The 14533-nt window shown below is 48.7% G+C and carries 14 protein-coding genes; 6 read left to right on the forward strand and 8 right to left on the reverse strand.

Annotated features, from left to right (window positions below):
* Nucleotides 1-19: 19 nt before the first annotated feature.
* On the reverse strand, nucleotides 20-1432 hold the full coding sequence (gene gltX, locus IEW74_RS01065; protein ID WP_188660179.1) for a glutamate--tRNA ligase: 1413 nt from the start codon (nucleotides 1430-1432) through the stop codon (nucleotides 20-22).
* Between the two features lie 52 nt (nucleotides 1433-1484).
* Here gltX and IEW74_RS01070 point away from each other — a divergent pair, with 52 nt between their 5' ends.
* Nucleotides 1485-3599: a ComEC/Rec2 family competence protein gene (locus tag IEW74_RS01070; RefSeq protein WP_229734194.1), complete on the forward strand. Its 2115-nt coding sequence runs from the start codon at nucleotides 1485-1487 to the stop codon at nucleotides 3597-3599.
* 3 nt (nucleotides 3600-3602) lie between these two features.
* On the opposite strand, the gene lexA is transcribed toward IEW74_RS01070, so the two are convergent.
* The 6 genes from lexA to IEW74_RS01100 form a co-directional block, all read right to left on the reverse strand.
* Nucleotides 3603-4328 carry a transcriptional repressor LexA gene (lexA, locus tag IEW74_RS01075; protein ID WP_188660183.1) on the reverse strand — a complete coding sequence of 242 codons (726 nt, stop codon included), beginning with the start codon at nucleotides 4326-4328 and terminating at the stop codon, nucleotides 3603-3605.
* 104 nt (nucleotides 4329-4432) lie between these two features.
* Entirely contained in the window at nucleotides 4433-5653 is a 1221-nt protein-coding gene (locus IEW74_RS01080; protein ID WP_188660186.1) for a molybdopterin molybdotransferase MoeA, read from the reverse strand.
* Nucleotides 5650-6129, reverse strand: a complete 480-nt coding sequence (gene moaC, locus IEW74_RS01085) for a cyclic pyranopterin monophosphate synthase MoaC (RefSeq protein ID WP_188660188.1) — start codon at nucleotides 6127-6129, stop codon at nucleotides 5650-5652. The genes IEW74_RS01080 and moaC overlap by 4 nt, the downstream gene beginning before the upstream one ends.
* Before the next feature lie 30 nt (nucleotides 6130-6159).
* Complete coding sequence (trpC, locus tag IEW74_RS01090) at nucleotides 6160-6951, reverse strand: indole-3-glycerol phosphate synthase TrpC (RefSeq protein WP_188660190.1); 792 nt, start codon at nucleotides 6949-6951, stop codon at nucleotides 6160-6162.
* A gap of 4 nt (nucleotides 6952-6955) precedes the next feature.
* Nucleotides 6956-7975 carry an anthranilate phosphoribosyltransferase gene (gene trpD / locus IEW74_RS01095; protein WP_188660193.1) on the reverse strand — a complete coding sequence of 340 codons (1020 nt, stop codon included), beginning with the start codon at nucleotides 7973-7975 and terminating at the stop codon, nucleotides 6956-6958.
* Nucleotides 7976-7980: 5 nt separating this feature from the next.
* A complete protein-coding gene (locus tag IEW74_RS01100) occupies nucleotides 7981-8559 on the reverse strand; it encodes an anthranilate synthase component II (RefSeq protein ID WP_188660197.1) in 579 nt (192 codons plus the stop codon).
* A gap of 206 nt (nucleotides 8560-8765) precedes the next feature.
* Here IEW74_RS01100 and IEW74_RS01105 point away from each other — a divergent pair, with 206 nt between their 5' ends.
* Genes IEW74_RS01105 through IEW74_RS01125 form a run of 5 tightly spaced genes read left to right on the forward strand, consistent with a single transcriptional unit; the run spans nucleotide 8766 to nucleotide 12945 of the window.
* Entirely contained in the window at nucleotides 8766-10880 is a 2115-nt protein-coding gene (locus IEW74_RS01105) for a heavy metal translocating P-type ATPase (RefSeq protein ID WP_229734195.1), read from the forward strand.
* Nucleotides 10877-11296, forward strand: coding sequence for a Cu(I)-responsive transcriptional regulator (cueR, locus tag IEW74_RS01110; RefSeq protein WP_188660203.1), 420 nt, complete (start codon nucleotides 10877-10879; stop codon nucleotides 11294-11296). The genes IEW74_RS01105 and cueR overlap by 4 nt, the downstream gene beginning before the upstream one ends.
* On the forward strand, nucleotides 11271-12449 hold the full coding sequence (locus tag IEW74_RS01115; protein WP_188660205.1) for a divergent polysaccharide deacetylase family protein: 1179 nt from the start codon (nucleotides 11271-11273) through the stop codon (nucleotides 12447-12449). The genes cueR and IEW74_RS01115 overlap by 26 nt, the downstream gene beginning before the upstream one ends.
* A gap of 11 nt (nucleotides 12450-12460) precedes the next feature.
* On the forward strand, nucleotides 12461-12667 hold the full coding sequence (locus IEW74_RS01120) for a heavy-metal-associated domain-containing protein (protein WP_188660208.1): 207 nt from the start codon (nucleotides 12461-12463) through the stop codon (nucleotides 12665-12667).
* Nucleotides 12664-12945, forward strand: coding sequence for a TMEM165/GDT1 family protein (locus IEW74_RS01125; RefSeq protein ID WP_188660211.1), 282 nt, complete (start codon nucleotides 12664-12666; stop codon nucleotides 12943-12945). Before IEW74_RS01120 ends, IEW74_RS01125 begins: the two co-directional genes overlap by 4 nt.
* Before the next feature lie 66 nt (nucleotides 12946-13011).
* Here IEW74_RS01125 and trpE read toward each other — a convergent pair whose 3' ends face one another.
* The gene (gene trpE, locus IEW74_RS01130; protein ID WP_188660214.1) at nucleotides 13012-14532 is read right to left on the reverse strand and encodes an anthranilate synthase component I; all 1521 of its coding nucleotides are present in this window, start codon (nucleotides 14530-14532) and stop codon (nucleotides 13012-13014) included.
* Nucleotide 14533: the final 1 nt, after the last annotated feature.

The raw sequence follows: 14533 nt of genomic DNA on the forward strand, positions 1-14533 counted from the left end.
TTGTTAGTCAAAAAAACAATTATTCTCCTTGATTGGCAGGCTCACACGTTAATCGCTTCACGGTTTCATCACGGCCTAAAACGGCCATAACTTCGAAAACGGAAGGCGAAACGGTGGATCCCGTCAAGGCAACGCGGATTGGCTGGGCAATTTTGCCAAGACCGACTTCTTGACTTTCTGCCAAGGCTTTAGCCGCATTTTCAAGGTTTTCCTGCGTCCATTCAGACACAGTTTCAAGGCCCGCAACAAACTGCTCTAGCAGCTCTTTTGCGTTGCCTTTATTGATAAGTTTCAAAGCTTTGTCATCATATGTGAACGGCAGGCTGCGCAGATAAAACGCGCTGCTGTCTGCCAGTTCCAACAAAGTTTTGGCACGTTCTTTTAAGCCGGGCATACCGGCCTGAAGCCAAGCGGTCCCGTCTTTATTAAACTCATCCCCCAGATTGTTTTCAATCAAGGGCAAGACAAGTTCTGTCAAACGGGCATCATCGGCCTGACGCATATATTCAAAATTCAACGCGGTCAGCTTGACGGTGTCAAAACGGGCAGGGGATTTCCCGATGCCGTCCAGATCGAACCATTCAATCGCTTTTTCACGCGGTATAAATTCATCATCGCCATGCCCCCAGCCCAGACGCAGCAGATAATTGCACATGGCTTCGGGCAGGAAACCATCATCGCGGTAACTGGATGCAGCCAAAGCCCCATGACGCTTGGACAGTTTTTTTCCATCAGAACCGTGGATCAGTGGAATATGCGCAAAAGTCGGTGTTTCCCAGCCCATTGCATCATAAATTACTTTTTGTCGGAAGGTATTGGTTAAATGGTCGTCACCACGAATAGCATGGGTAACCCCCATATCGTGATCATCGACAACCACAGCCAACATATAAGTCGGTGTACCATCACCACGTAACAGGATCATATCATCGATCTTGTCATTTGCGACTTTCACTTCACCCTGTACGGCATCAACAACGGTTGTTTCACCTTCCAGCGGGGCTTTCAGGCGAACAACCGGTTTAATACCTTCCGGCGGGGTCGCATCAGAATCACGCCAACGACGATCATAAGCCACCGTGCGGCCTTCTGCGCGGGCTTTTTCGCGCATCTCGGTCAATTCATCCGGTGTGCAATAACAATAGTACGCTTTGCCTTCCGCAAGAAGTTGCTGCGCAACCTCTGCATGACGATCCCGGCGTTCAAATTGAGAAACGACATCGCCATCCCAATCAATGCCGAGCCAGTTCAAGCCGTCAAAAATTTTATCCACTGCATCGTCCGTTGAACGTTCACGGTCAGTATCTTCGATACGTAGAAGGAATTTTCCGTTATGATGACGGGCGAATAGCCAGTTGAAAAGAGCCGTACGCGCCCCACCAATGTGGAGGTAGCCGGTCGGAGAAGGAGCAAATCGTGTTACGACAGTCATGTAGCCAAAATCTTTGTTGTTTCTTTAGTTGGCGGTTGTGTACCATATAAAAATGAGATGTGCATTAGTTGCTTTTGAAAAAATACTGTCAAAAATCCGACACAAATATCAAAAGCTTTATTTTTCAACGCCTTTTAAGCTCTTTTTAACTCAAGAAAAAGATCATTTTTTCTTGTGGATTCCGGTTCTACTTGCCGTTGGAATTGCTTTTTATTTTGGTATCACCACAGAACTCCCTACTTGGACAGGGTTAACTTGCCTATTTATAAGTGGTCTGACCACGTATTATTTACGTGATTATTACATTGTATTCTTAAGTACTTTGTCACTGACTATAATATTCGTCGGTTTTTCATCAGCACAATTGAGAACACTCTCTGTTGATACCAAAGTACTGCCATACAGTGTTGGCGCCACACAAATTCAAGGACGAATCGCTAAAATTATCCCCGAAGAAAAGGGAATAAAACTGGTTCTTGATAACTTGCAAATCAGCCGTTTACGTGCCGATCATATTCCCAGTCGCGTGCGATTACATGCAAACAGCCCCATTTCCAACTTAAAAACAGGCCAATGGATTAAGACACGCGCGGTCTTGAAACCACTTCCGCAACCTGTCAGCCCGCATGCCTTTGATTTTCAGCGATACGCCTATTTTAAAGGCATCGGTGCCATCGGTTTTATCTATGGCAACCTTGAAATCTTAAAAAATACAGAAGATGGACAGTACGATTTGTTTGCAGAACTGAGACAATCTGTACAAAATCGCTTAACAGAATTTTTCCATAAACCAAAAGACAAAGACACCTTAAGTCTCGCCACCACTTTCCTGACTGGAAGCAAGGGATTGATTAACGAAGAGACAATGGAAAATGTTCGCAAATCCGGGCTGGCGCATCTTCTTGCCATTTCAGGCCTGCATATCGGTTTGGTCTGCGCTTTGTTTTTCTTTTGTGTCCGTTTCTTATTGAGCCTTATCCCAGCTTTGGCCTTGCGATATCCCACGAAGAAATGGGCGGCTGTCTTTGCCATTGCAGCAACCTTGTTCTTTACCCTTTTAACCGGGGCGAGTGTGCCCACCATACGTGCCTTTATTATGAGCACCATTGTTTTGGTTGGCGTTTTACTGGATCGAAAAGCCATTTCCCTGCGAAGTGTCGCTTGGGCGGCCATTTTTATTTTGATCTTGTTCCCCGAAAGTTTGATGGGCGCAAGCTTTCAACTTTCGTTTGCCGCCGTTACCGCCTTAATTGCTTTTTACGAACATCGCAAACCCAGCCCCAGTCGCCCGAAAATAATTGGCTATATTGGTGATATTTTTTCATCCAGCCTGATCGCCACTTGCGCAACAACACCTTTTGCGGCCTATCATTTCAACCGGGTGGCGCTATGGGGGATTGGGGCAAATCTGTTGGCGATTCCGCTAACCGTCTTTCTGATCATGCCGTTTGGATTGGCCGCACTCATTCTCATGCCTTTCCATCTGGAAGCATTCCCCCTCTGGGTCATGGGGAACGGCATTTCTGCGTTGTTATGGGTTGCCAATGAAACTGCCGGGTTACCTTTTGCGCAAATCAATATATCAGCCCTCAATGACTTTTCCCTGATTTTTCTGACGCTTGCGGGCTTATGTCTTTGTTTATTAAAATCAAAAATCCGCTTTCCTGCATTTGCTATTGCAAGCTTCATCGCGCTTATCGTCATTTACAATAACAAACAACCCGATATTTTAATCAGCGGAGATGGTCGAATTTCTGCCATTCAAACAGAAAGCGGGGAAGTCGTTGTCTCACAATTACGACGCGCTGCTTATACGCGCGAGAACTGGTTGCGCCGTTGGGGGAAGGATGAAAACCAGCTCAATTCATTCGAACAACAACTGGCCTGTGACCGTCAAGGCTGCCTGTTACGAAACCGAAACGGCTATCAGATTATCTTCAACCGTCACTCTATGGCCTTGAATGAAGATTGCCAACGCGCCGATATCTTAATCACGCCCCAACATAGTCCTGCGGTTTGCACAGAACCTCAATTGATTATTGATCAGCATAGCCTGAAACACAGCGGCGCACATGCTATCTATATCGACACAACGGGTCAGATTGAAATGGAAACCACCCGTGATGTCAGAGGGCAGCGCCCCTGGACCATTTACGGCAATCATTAAACCTTAATATTTGCGGATCAAACCGACAAGACGCCCCTGTATTTTCACACGGTCCGGCGGCAAAATGCGGGTTTCATAAGCCGGGTTCGCCGGTTCCAGCGCAATTGAGCCTCCTTTGCGGCGCAATTTTTTCAAAGTTGCTTCTTCCTGATCGACCAGCGCAACGATAATCGCCCCATTTTCTGCGGTATTGCAGCGTTGAATGATCACCGTATCCCCATCGTTAATCCCGGCCTCAATCATGGAATCGCCTTCGACTTCCAACGCATAGTGGTTCCCCAGTCCCAACAGACTGGCGGGAACATCCACATGATTGCTATCATCCTGCAAGGCGGCAATCGGTGTACCGGCAGCGATTTTGCCAACAAGGGCAAGCTGCACAGCTTCGGAGTCCGGTAAAATATCCGTATTTGCGCGTTTATTACCGTCTATACCGCCCACTTGATTGCGCATTTCCTGTAAGTCATGGACCTTGGAGCTATCAGAACGCAAAGGCGCATCAAGCTGATCCTGATTTTCAGGAACACGTAAAACCTCAACCGCACGGGCGCGGTGGGGAAGACGGCGGATAAAGCCACGTTCTTCCAATCCCGTAATCAAACGGTGAATGCCTGATTTGGACTTCAGGTCCAGCGCTTCTTTCATTTCATCATAAGAAGGAGAAACACCTGTATCCTTAAGACGTTTCTCAAGGAACAAAAGCAGGTCGTATTGTTTTTTCGTCAGCATGGCTGTTCACCCTCCCGAAGTGGAACAAAAGTAAAACACATTATATGTTCTACTTTAGTTCCGCAAACAGGTCAAGAACAAAACAAGTTCTTACAGAATAGGCATCAGACAGAAAGCAAAGAGTCCCGAACGTAAATCACGTTTGTTTCATCGCCTTTATCCAGGGCCGGTGCGTTAACCGGGCGAATGATGAAACCTTCGCAATGGGCAAGGTTCGCCAGCATGGCACTGTCTTGCTTATCGTAAGGGGTTGCGACAAGTTGTCCGTTTTCGTTATGAGCAAAGACCGCGCGCATAAATTCCTGTCGCGCCCCATTGGCTTTCACAGCGCCGCCCAGAATGGCCCGAATAGGTTTATCCTGTTCAAACGGCAAACCTTGCATTTTCTTTAAAGCAGCACGCAGAAAAATAAAGGCGGTGACATAAGCCGATACCGGGTTACCCGGCAGCCCCATAGCGGGTTTATCTTTGATGCGGCCAAACATAAACGGCTTACCGGGCTTAATAGCAATCCGGTAAACATCAATATCCAGACCTTCTTCACCCAAGACATTGCGAACCAGATCATATTCACCAACAGAGACACCACCGGACGTCACCAGCAAATCCGCCCCGTCCACACCAGCGAGCATGGATCGCAGGGAACTTTCGCTATCATCCGCAATTCCCAGATTGATGGCTTCACCGCCCATCGCAGTGACCATTGCCCCAACCATCAGGGAATTGGATGAAATAATCTGGCTATCGCGCAACGCTTCACCAGGCATAACCAGTTCATCACCCGTTGCCAAAATCGCCACACGGGGTTTGCGATAGACATGGACCCACGGCACATTCATCGCACACAACAACCCGATATCACGTGCGGACAGAATTTGGCCTTTCTTAATCAGGATATCGCCTTTGGAAAAATCCAGCCCGGCACGGCGCACGAACTTACCTTCAAACGCGACTTCCTTAAAGGTAATCAGATCGCCATCGACCTCGGTATCTTCCTGCATGATGACCGCATCCGTACCTGCAGGTAAGGGCGCACCTGTGAAGATACGCACACATTGCCCAGACTGTACCGTCCCCATAAACGGCCCACCGGCTTGTGATTCCCCAATACGTTTAAGGCTTACAGGATGTTCAGGGATATCAGAAGACACCACCGCATAGCCATCCATTGCAGAAACCGGGGCAGGGGGCTGGGTCAGGCGCGCCGCAACATCTTCAGCCACCACACGGCCCAAGGCATCGGCAACAGAAACCATTTCAGCAGGCAGGGTGCGAATACCTTCTTCAACTTTGGCAAAGGCATCGTTTAAGGGGATTAAACTCATTGTGCGACGAACTTTCCTGATTTGCCGCCTTCCTTATAGGTAAGACGCACATTCGTAATCGTCATTCCCTTATCAACGGCCTTACACATGTCATAAACGGTGAGACAGGCAACAGAGACCGCTGTTAAGGCTTCCATTTCGACGCCGGTACGACCCTTAAGCTTGCAGGTTGCCTCCACATCCACAGCATTACGTTCGGGCACACAGACCAGTTCCACTTTTACCGATGTCAACGCCAGCGGGTGACATAACGGAATTAAGTCAGGCGTTTTTTTCGCCCCCATAATGCCCGCCAGTTGCGCAACACTGAGAACATCACCTTTCTTCATGGTGCCGTCCATAATGCGTGCCAGCGTTTCGGGCTGCATAATAACACTGCCTTTTGCGGTGGCGCTGCGTTCGGTAATGTCTTTTTCCGAGACATCGACCATCACGGCGTTCCCGTCCTGATCGAAATGCGTGAACTGATCGCCCATATGTTCCTCTTAAAATCGCGTGTTTAGATGTCAGCGGGCCAAAAGTGCTTGTGTTGCGGCTTCCACATCGTCCTGTCGCATCAAAGATTCCCCAACAAGGAAACAGTTGGCATTGACTTTGGACATGCGGGCCAGATCTTCCGGGTTAAAAATCCCGCTTTCACAAACCAGCAATCGATCTTTTGGGGCCATTGGGGCCAGACGTTCCGTTGTCGTCAGGCTGATTTCCATCGTCTTCAGGTTCCGGTTATTCACGCCGATTAATTTGGATTTCAATTTCAAGGCACGTTCCATTTCTTCTTCATCGTGCACTTCAATCAGACAATCCATCCCGTAAGAGATGGCTTTTTCTTCCAACTCCGCTGCCAGATCATCTGACAACGCCGCCATAATCAGCAAAATACAATCTGCGCCCAAGGCACGGGCTTCCGTGACCTGATAGGTATCAATCATAAAGTCTTTGCGTAAAACCGGCAGGGATACGGCATTGCGCGCCACAACCAGATATTCGTCAGCCCCTTGAAAATAGGGAACATCCGTTAAGACAGACATACAGGCCGCACCACCTGCTTCATAGGCTTTGGCAATCGCCACGGGGTCAAAGTCGGGACGGATCAACCCTTTGGACGGGGATGCCTTTTTTATTTCCGCAATCAACCCATATTGTTTTGCACGCACCCGTGTTTTCAACGCACTGATAAACCCGCGTGGTCGTGAGGCTTGCTTGGCTGCAACTTCCAAAATGTTCAGGCTTTTGCGTTTTTTACAATGTTCAACGTAGTCCCGTTTATCGGCACAAATTTTTGCCAGAATATCACTCACTGACTTATTCTCCGTTTGTGGCCTTGACCAAATTCGCCAAGGCTGCTTTTGCCTTACCTTGATCAATTGAATCCGCAGCCATTGCCATGCCATCCGTCAGACTTGTGACTTTATCTGCCACCATCAAAGAGGCAGCCGCATTTAACAACACAACATCGCGATATGGGCCGGTTTCACCATCAAACAAACGATGGATCGCTGCCGCATTATGGGCCGCGTCACCGCCTTTAAGGTCTTCTTCACTGACCAGTGACAAACCAAAATCGCTTGGATTAATTTCAAATTCACGGACTTGACCGTTTGCAAACTCCGCCACATAAGACGGACCCGTTGTTGTGATTTCATCCATGCCGTCGCTGCCATGCACGATCCAGACTTTCTCGCTGCCCAAACGCCCCAGCACCTCTGCCATTGGGCGCACCCAGCGTTTATCAAAAACCCCGGTCATTTGGCGTTTCACACCTGCCGGATTGGACAACGGTCCGACAAGGTTGAAAATCGTACGCGTGCCAAGCTCCACCCGGTGCGGACCGACAAAACGCATGGCGGTATGATAAAGCGGGGCCATTAAAAAACCGATCCCGACTTCGGCAATGGCTTTTTCCACTATGGGCACAGGGGCTTCCATATTCAATCCAAGACTGGACAGAACATCTGCGGCCCCCGACTTCGAAGACAAAGCCTTATTACCGTGTTTTGCAACCGTCACACCACACCCCGCCACCACAAAAGCTGTCGCGGTTGAAATGTTCAACGTTCCTTTGGCATCCCCGCCTGTGCCGACAATATCAATCGCATCGGCCGGTGCCTTGATCGGGCGCATTTGTTCGCGCATGGTCGTCACGGCGCCTGTAATTTCATCCACAGTTTCACCACGCACACGTAACGCCATCAAAAAACCGCCAATTTGTGCCGCACTGGCTTCACCTGTCATAATAATATCAAAGGCGGCTTTGGCTTCTTCCTGCGTCAAGGACAAGCCATCGGCAACCTTGGCAATAAGGGGTTTCATCGCGTCACTCATCTGGCTTATCCCTGTTTTTCTGCGAGTTCTAAAAAGTTTTTCAAAAGCTGATGCCCATGTTCCGAAGCAATGCTTTCAGGGTGGAACTGCACACCGTGAATGGGCAATTCTTTATGTTGCACCCCCATAATGACGCCATCCTCAGTTTGCGATGTCACCTCCAGACAATCGGGCATACTTGCCGGATCGATGGTCAGAGAGTGATAGCGCGTCACAGCCAGCGGCGAGGGTATATTGGCAAAAACGCCTTTGCCTTCATGATGGATCGCACTGATTTTTCCATGCATAGGTTCAGGGGCGCGCACAATCTTTGCCCCAAAGGCCTGACCAATGGATTGATGCCCCAGACAAACCCCGAAAATCGGCAACTTGCCAGATGCCTTTGCAATCAATTCCAAACAAATACCAGCCTGATCAGGATCACAAGGACCGGGGGACAAAATGATCCCTTCCGGATTTAAGGCCATCGCCTCATCCGCGCTGAGCACATCATTTCGCCGCACGACCATCTCCGCCCCCAGTTCCCCGAAATAGTGAACGAGGTTATAGGTGAAGCTATCATAATTATCAATTAACAGAAACATATCAGCAACTTACATGTAAAAGTTCAGGTGTCACACAAAGCATATACCCCAAACAAAATTCTTTATGGACGCAGAATGCAAGCAGACTGCCGTAAGGTCAAGGTGAATATAGCCATAAAATGTCGTCAAATTCGAATAATTTATCCCTTGACCTTGCCCTTACTGGAAAGACCATATAACATTACAGTTAGATGGAAGGTAAAGCCATGACAGAGTATAAACTGAACATCACCGGAATGACGTGTGCGTCTTGCTCCAGTCGCATTGAGAAAGTTCTCAACCGCATGGACGGAGTGAAAGAGGCAACGGTTAATCTCGCCATAGAACAGGCTCATGTCAATGTAAGTAACGACCAGTTATCGGTTGGTGATTTGATTACCAAGATCGAAAAAGCCGGATTTGGTGCCACTGAAATACGTGACGATACATTTGAGCCGGAAGAAAAGCCCGATAATCGTGAAAAAGGGATTTTGATCTTCTGTTTGCTCCTGACCATCCCCTTGGTTGCCCCGATGGTGTTGATGCCCTTTGGGATCACTTGGCATTTAAACGGCTATGTTCAGCTTTTACTCGCAACCCCGGTGCAACTGGTTGCCGTTTATCGATTTTATGGATCAGCCTGGGCCGCACTTAAAGGCTTGACAGGGAATATGGATTTACTTGTTTCCCTTGGCACAACGGCGGCCTTTGGGCTCAGTCTCTATGAATTATTTGCCCCATCCGGCAATCATCAAGCCCTGTATTTCGAAGCTGCGGCAGCCGTGACCAGCTTAATCCTGTTGGGGAAATGGCTGGAAAATCGTGCCAAACACGGGGTTACACAAGCCATTCGTGCCTTGATGCATCTGCGCCCGGAAACCGCCCGCAAGCAAGAAGGTGACACAGAAAAAACTGTCTCTATCAGGGATATTCGCCTTGGTGACCTTATCATTGTCAAACCCGGTGAGAATATCCCGGTTGATGGAAAAATTATCAAAGGTCACAGTGAGCTGGATGAATCCATGCTCACCGGAGAAAGTATGCCCGTTACAAAATCCATAAATGACGAGGTAACGGGGGGAGCCATTAACGGTTCCGGCCTGCTGGTTATTGAAACAACAGCAATTGGTCAGGAAACTGTGCTGTCCAAGATTATTGAGATGATCCAGGGCGCCCAAGCCAGTAAAGCGCCCGTGCAGAAACTCGCAGACCGTATTGCCGCCATTTTTGTCCCCATTGTCTGTGTTATCGCCTTATTTACCTTGGTTGGATGGCTGATTTATGGGGTCAGCATTGATATTGCCATTATTAACGCCGTAACAGTACTGGTTATCGCATGCCCTTGCGCCCTTGGTTTGGCCACGCCCACTGCGATTATGGCGGGAACCGGGGTCGGCGCACGTCACGGTATTTTGATTAAGGATGCGCAATCACTGGAACTTGCCCACAAGATCGATACTGTTATTTTCGACAAAACAGGAACGTTGACCGAAGGCAAGCCCGAATTGATTGATCAAAGCGGTGATTTTCTTTTTATCGCTGCCAGTTTGCAACAAGGCAGCGAGCACCCCTTGGCAAAAGCCTTTATCACCAATACGAAATTATCAGAAGTTTACGATTTTCAGGCGACCACAGGGCAGGGGATCAGCGGACAAATCGACAATGTTGTCTATCGCTTGGGCAATCGCAAACATATGCAAAACGCGCTTGCCCCCTTTGAAAATCAGGCCCAGAAATGGGAAGAACGTGGTCACACGGTTGTTTGGCTGGAAAATGATGAAAGCGTCCTCGGTATTTTTGCCATTGGCGATAAAATCAAAGCCAGTGCCAAACAAGCAATTGCCACCTTGAAAGAAAAAGGCATTACGCCAGTGCTCCTTAGTGGGGATAACAAAAAAACGGCGCAAAGCGTTGCCCAGCAAGTCGGCATCGAAACCGTTATTGCGGAAGTCCTGCCCGCAGATAAAGCCGATCAGGTCAATCAATTGAAAGCAAAGGGCGCAACGGTTGCTATGGTCGGTGACGGTGTCAACGATGCCCCCGCCTTGGCAGCCGCCGATGTTAGTTTTGCAATGGGCACCGGATCGGACGTTGCCATTCACAGTGCAGGCATAACGTTGATGCGCGCAGACCCGGCACTGGTGGCGCAGGCCATTGATATTTCCAATGCAACCTACAACAAAATCCGCCAGAACCTGTTCTGGGCCTTTTTCTACAATGTCGTTGCCTTACCGGCTGCGGCGCTTGGTTTACTTAATCCGGTAATTGCCGGTGGTGCAATGGCGCTCAGTAGTGTAAGTGTGGTCACCAACTCCTTGTTATTGAAACGGTGGAAGCCATGAATATAAGTAAGGTCTCCAAATTAACCGGCATCAGCGCCAAGACCATCCGTTATTATGAAAGCATTGATCTGATGCCCGAACCGGCACGCGCGGATAACGGCTATCGCGATTATTGCGAACGCGATGTTGAAATCCTGCGTTTTATCCAAAGTGCCCGCAAAATGGGATTTCCACTGAAAGACGTCGGTAATCTTCTGGAACTTTGGCAAGACAAAAACCGTGCATCGCGTGATGTGCGCGAACTTGCCAAACGTCATATTGACGAAGTCGAAAACCGCATCAAGGAACTGGAAGGCATCCGCGATACCTTGAAAAATCTGGTCGATTGCTGCCACGGGGATGATCGCCCGGATTGCCCGATCCTAAACAGCTTTTTAAAGGAAGACAGCTGTGGCTGCGCCGAAACCACGGAATAGGAAAAAGAAAAAAACAAATCTGGGACCGCTGATCGGCGCATTGCTGATTGGCGGACCGCTGGTTTATGGTGCCGTCTATTTTAAAGACCGGATATTCAGCGATAATCCGCCACAAAAGGCACAAGGCCAAGCGTGGTACAAAGAACATGCCCAAGCCCCTGAAATGATCCGTCTGCCTGATGCGCCGCTTATTCTGGCCGCAAAGGAAGCCGAGATCGACCCCCATGTGCGTGAGTTGCTCCCCAAACGCCCCTTAAAAAAACAGATCCCTTTCACAGTGCAGCCACGCGTCAACAGTGTGGATATGACTGCAAAACCCCAGCCACCTGCCGCTGTTTATGAAGAAGCTTTGCCTCAGGACGTGTATACGCCTGCAATTGTTCCAAATACAGAACGCGCCCCCGTCATCGTTGCCCCGCAACACTTACAACCGCGTTGGATGCAATATGCTTTAAAAATGGATGTGCCGACCAATAAACCCATGATCGCCGTTGTTATTGACGATTTGGGATTAGACCGTAAACGCACAGCGCGCACACTCGCTTTACCCGCCCCGTTGACGATGGCTTTTATCCCTTATGCCAAAAGTCTGGATAAACAAACCGCAACAGCGCGCAACAACGGACACGAACTTTTAGTTCACCTTCCAATGGAACCTTTGAATGAAAAATTGGATGCGGGCCCGAACCATTTAAACACCCATCTTGCCCATGAAGACCTGCAAGACCGTATTCATTGGAATTTGGAACGTTTTGGCGGCTATGTCGGTGTTAACAACCATATGGGCAGTCGCGCAACAACTGATAAGACAGTAATGAGCGCCCTCATGGCGGAATTGCGTAATCGCGAAATGTTATTTTTAGATTCCCGCACCAACGCAAAATCTGTTGGCGGTGAAATGGCCGCGCAGGAAGGGGTTCCTTTTGCAGAACGCAATGTCTTTCTAGATAACGTAAACGACAAAACAGCCGTGCTCAAACAATTAAGCTTATTAGAAAGAGTTTCACGAAAAACAGGCTTTGCCGTCGGTATCGGGCATCCGCGCGACGGTACCATTGACGCCTTAAAAGAATGGCTCCCCTTGGCGCGTAGCAAGGGGTTTAGCCTTGTTCCCATCTCGCAAATCGTATTAAAGAAACAAGAACTGAGTTAAGGAGTTCCCGGATGACTAATACATATATCGTTGACGGCATGACATGCGGCCATTGTGCACAAGCTGTCACAAATGCCCTTAAATCCTTAAACGACACCGCAGACATTCAAGTGGACCTGGAAAAGAAAACCGTGACAGTCAGTGGTATTGACGATGATGCAGCCATTTCAGAGGCCGTCGAAGACGCAGGCTTTGATTTTAAAGGAAAAGCGGAATGAACCTTGGTTACCTGCTCCCCATTTTTGTCACTGTTTTTTTAGCAGAACTGGGGGATAAGACCCAATTGGCAACGGTTTTATTCGCATCGGATAAAAACCATAGTCCGCTGTTTGTTTTTATTGCCGCTGCCGCCGCTTTGGTGGCATCAACCGCAATAGCCGTTATTCTGGGCGCTGCGGCAGGAAAATATCTCGACAATATACCGCTGAAACTGATTGCGGGTATCGGCTTCATCGCCATCGGCGCATGGACAGTCTTTGATCACTTCAAAGCATAAAAATAGCGTCGATCCAACAAGTTATCAGGATCGACGCTATTATATTTTTTAATAATTTGAATAAAATCAGTTTCGTTGCTTATCATCAGAAGCAAATTTATAGGCTTCTTCTGCTGCGCGAACCAAGGCACGTGCCTTGTTGATACTTTCCTGATATTCACCTTCCGGACTGCTGTCGGCAACAACACCACCACCGGCTTGAACATACATCTTGCCATCTTTAAGCAAGGCCGTGCGCAAGGCAATGGCGGTATCCATATCACCATTGGCCCCGAAATAGCCGATACATCCCGCATAAAAACTGCGCCGTTCCGGTTCCAGCTCATCAATAATTTCCATCGCCCGGACCTTCGGCGCCCCGGAAACGGTCCCTGCAGGGAAGCCACCGATCAAGGCATCCATATTGTCAAACCGATCTGTATCCAGCTCACCGACCACATTAGACACGATATGCATCACATGGGAATAAAGCTCGACAATCATTTTATCCGTAACTTTAACCGTCCCGATTTTGGCAACACGTCCGACATCGTTGCGCCCCAGATCCAGCAACATTAAATGTTCGGCCAATTCTTTGGGGTCAGACAGAAGATCTTCCATCAGGGCTTTATCTTCAGCGGCATCCTTGCCACGAATACGCGTTCCAGCAATCGGACGAATGGTCACTTCACCATCGCGTTGACGGACCAAAATTTCAGGACTGGACCCCACCAGTGAAAATTCCCCAAAATTAAGGAAGAACAAAAACGGTGACGGGTTTAATCGACGCAAGGATCGATACAGTGCAAAAGGTGGTAATTCAAAGGGCAGGGTAAAGCGTTGCGACAACACAGCCTGAAAAATATCACCGGCCAGAATGTATTCTTGTGCCTTATGAACCATGCCATGAAAATCTTCACGGCTCATATTCGACACAGGTTCCGGCAATTCACCAATATTTTCGTTAAAGTCGCGGCTGATCCGCAAACTGGATTGCAATCCATCGACAATTTCCTGCAAACGATCCAGTGCTGCATCATACGCATCCTTGGCGCTTAATCCCATCTGCGGGCGCACAGGCGTGACAATCGTGACCACATCTTCGATGTTATCAAAGGCGGCAATGATCGTCGGGCGCATAAATACCCCATCGGGAATGCCAAGCGGATCTGGGTTGTTATCCGGCAGTTTTTCCATCAAGCGCACCGTGTCATAGCCCATATACCCCACAAGGCCAGCAGCCATCGGGGGCAGGGGGGCCGGCAGATCAATCGCGCTTTCGTCAATCAAGGCACGCAAGGAATCCAGTGATGTTTTATCACAAGGTTCAAAGGTATCACGTGTCAATCCGGCATTGCGGTTGATCTCTGCCTTTTCCCCGAAACACCGCCATGTCACATCGGGTTTCAAACCCAAAAATGAATAACGACCACGCTTGGCACCGCCTTCAACAGATTCCAGCAGGAAACTATCGGGCTCACCTTGCGCTAACTTCATCATCGCAGAAACTGGCGTTTCCAGATCGGCGACCTGTTTGGTCCACACAACCTGTGCCGTTCCATTTTGATAAAGTTTTTCAAAAGCGGAAAATTCGGGGAAAGCAATCATA

It is taken from the genome of Terasakiella brassicae (assembly GCF_014641495.1).
GTDB classification, from domain to species: Bacteria; Pseudomonadota; Alphaproteobacteria; order Rhodospirillales; family Terasakiellaceae; genus Terasakiella; species Terasakiella brassicae.

Excerpts from the sequence above, each read along its gene's own strand:
- lexA (WP_188660183.1), bottom strand. The coding sequence starts at position 4,328 with ATGCTGACGAAAAAACAATACGACCTGCTTTTGTTCCTTGAGAAACGT.
- moaC (WP_188660188.1), bottom strand. The coding sequence starts at position 6,129 with ATGGGCGATCAGTTCACGCATTTCGATCAGGACGGGAACGCCGTGATG.
- gltX (WP_188660179.1), bottom strand. The coding sequence starts at position 1,432 with ATGACTGTCGTAACACGATTTGCTCCTTCTCCGACCGGCTACCTCCAC.
- IEW74_RS01100 (WP_188660197.1), bottom strand. The coding sequence starts at position 8,559 with ATGTTTCTGTTAATTGATAATTATGATAGCTTCACCTATAACCTCGTT.
- IEW74_RS01070 (WP_229734194.1), top strand. The coding sequence starts at position 1,485 with ATGAGATGTGCATTAGTTGCTTTTGAAAAAATACTGTCAAAAATCCGA.
- IEW74_RS01120 (WP_188660208.1), top strand. The coding sequence starts at position 12,461 with ATGACTAATACATATATCGTTGACGGCATGACATGCGGCCATTGTGCA.
- IEW74_RS01080 (WP_188660186.1), bottom strand. The coding sequence starts at position 5,653 with ATGAGTTTAATCCCCTTAAACGATGCCTTTGCCAAAGTTGAAGAAGGT.
- IEW74_RS01125 (WP_188660211.1), top strand. The coding sequence starts at position 12,664 with ATGAACCTTGGTTACCTGCTCCCCATTTTTGTCACTGTTTTTTTAGCA.
- IEW74_RS01105 (WP_229734195.1), top strand. The coding sequence starts at position 8,766 with ATGACAGAGTATAAACTGAACATCACCGGAATGACGTGTGCGTCTTGC.
- trpD (WP_188660193.1), bottom strand. The coding sequence starts at position 7,975 with ATGAGTGACGCGATGAAACCCCTTATTGCCAAGGTTGCCGATGGCTTG.
- cueR (WP_188660203.1), top strand. The coding sequence starts at position 10,877 with ATGAATATAAGTAAGGTCTCCAAATTAACCGGCATCAGCGCCAAGACC.
- trpE (WP_188660214.1), bottom strand. The coding sequence starts at position 14,532 with ATGATTGCTTTCCCCGAATTTTCCGCTTTTGAAAAACTTTATCAAAAT.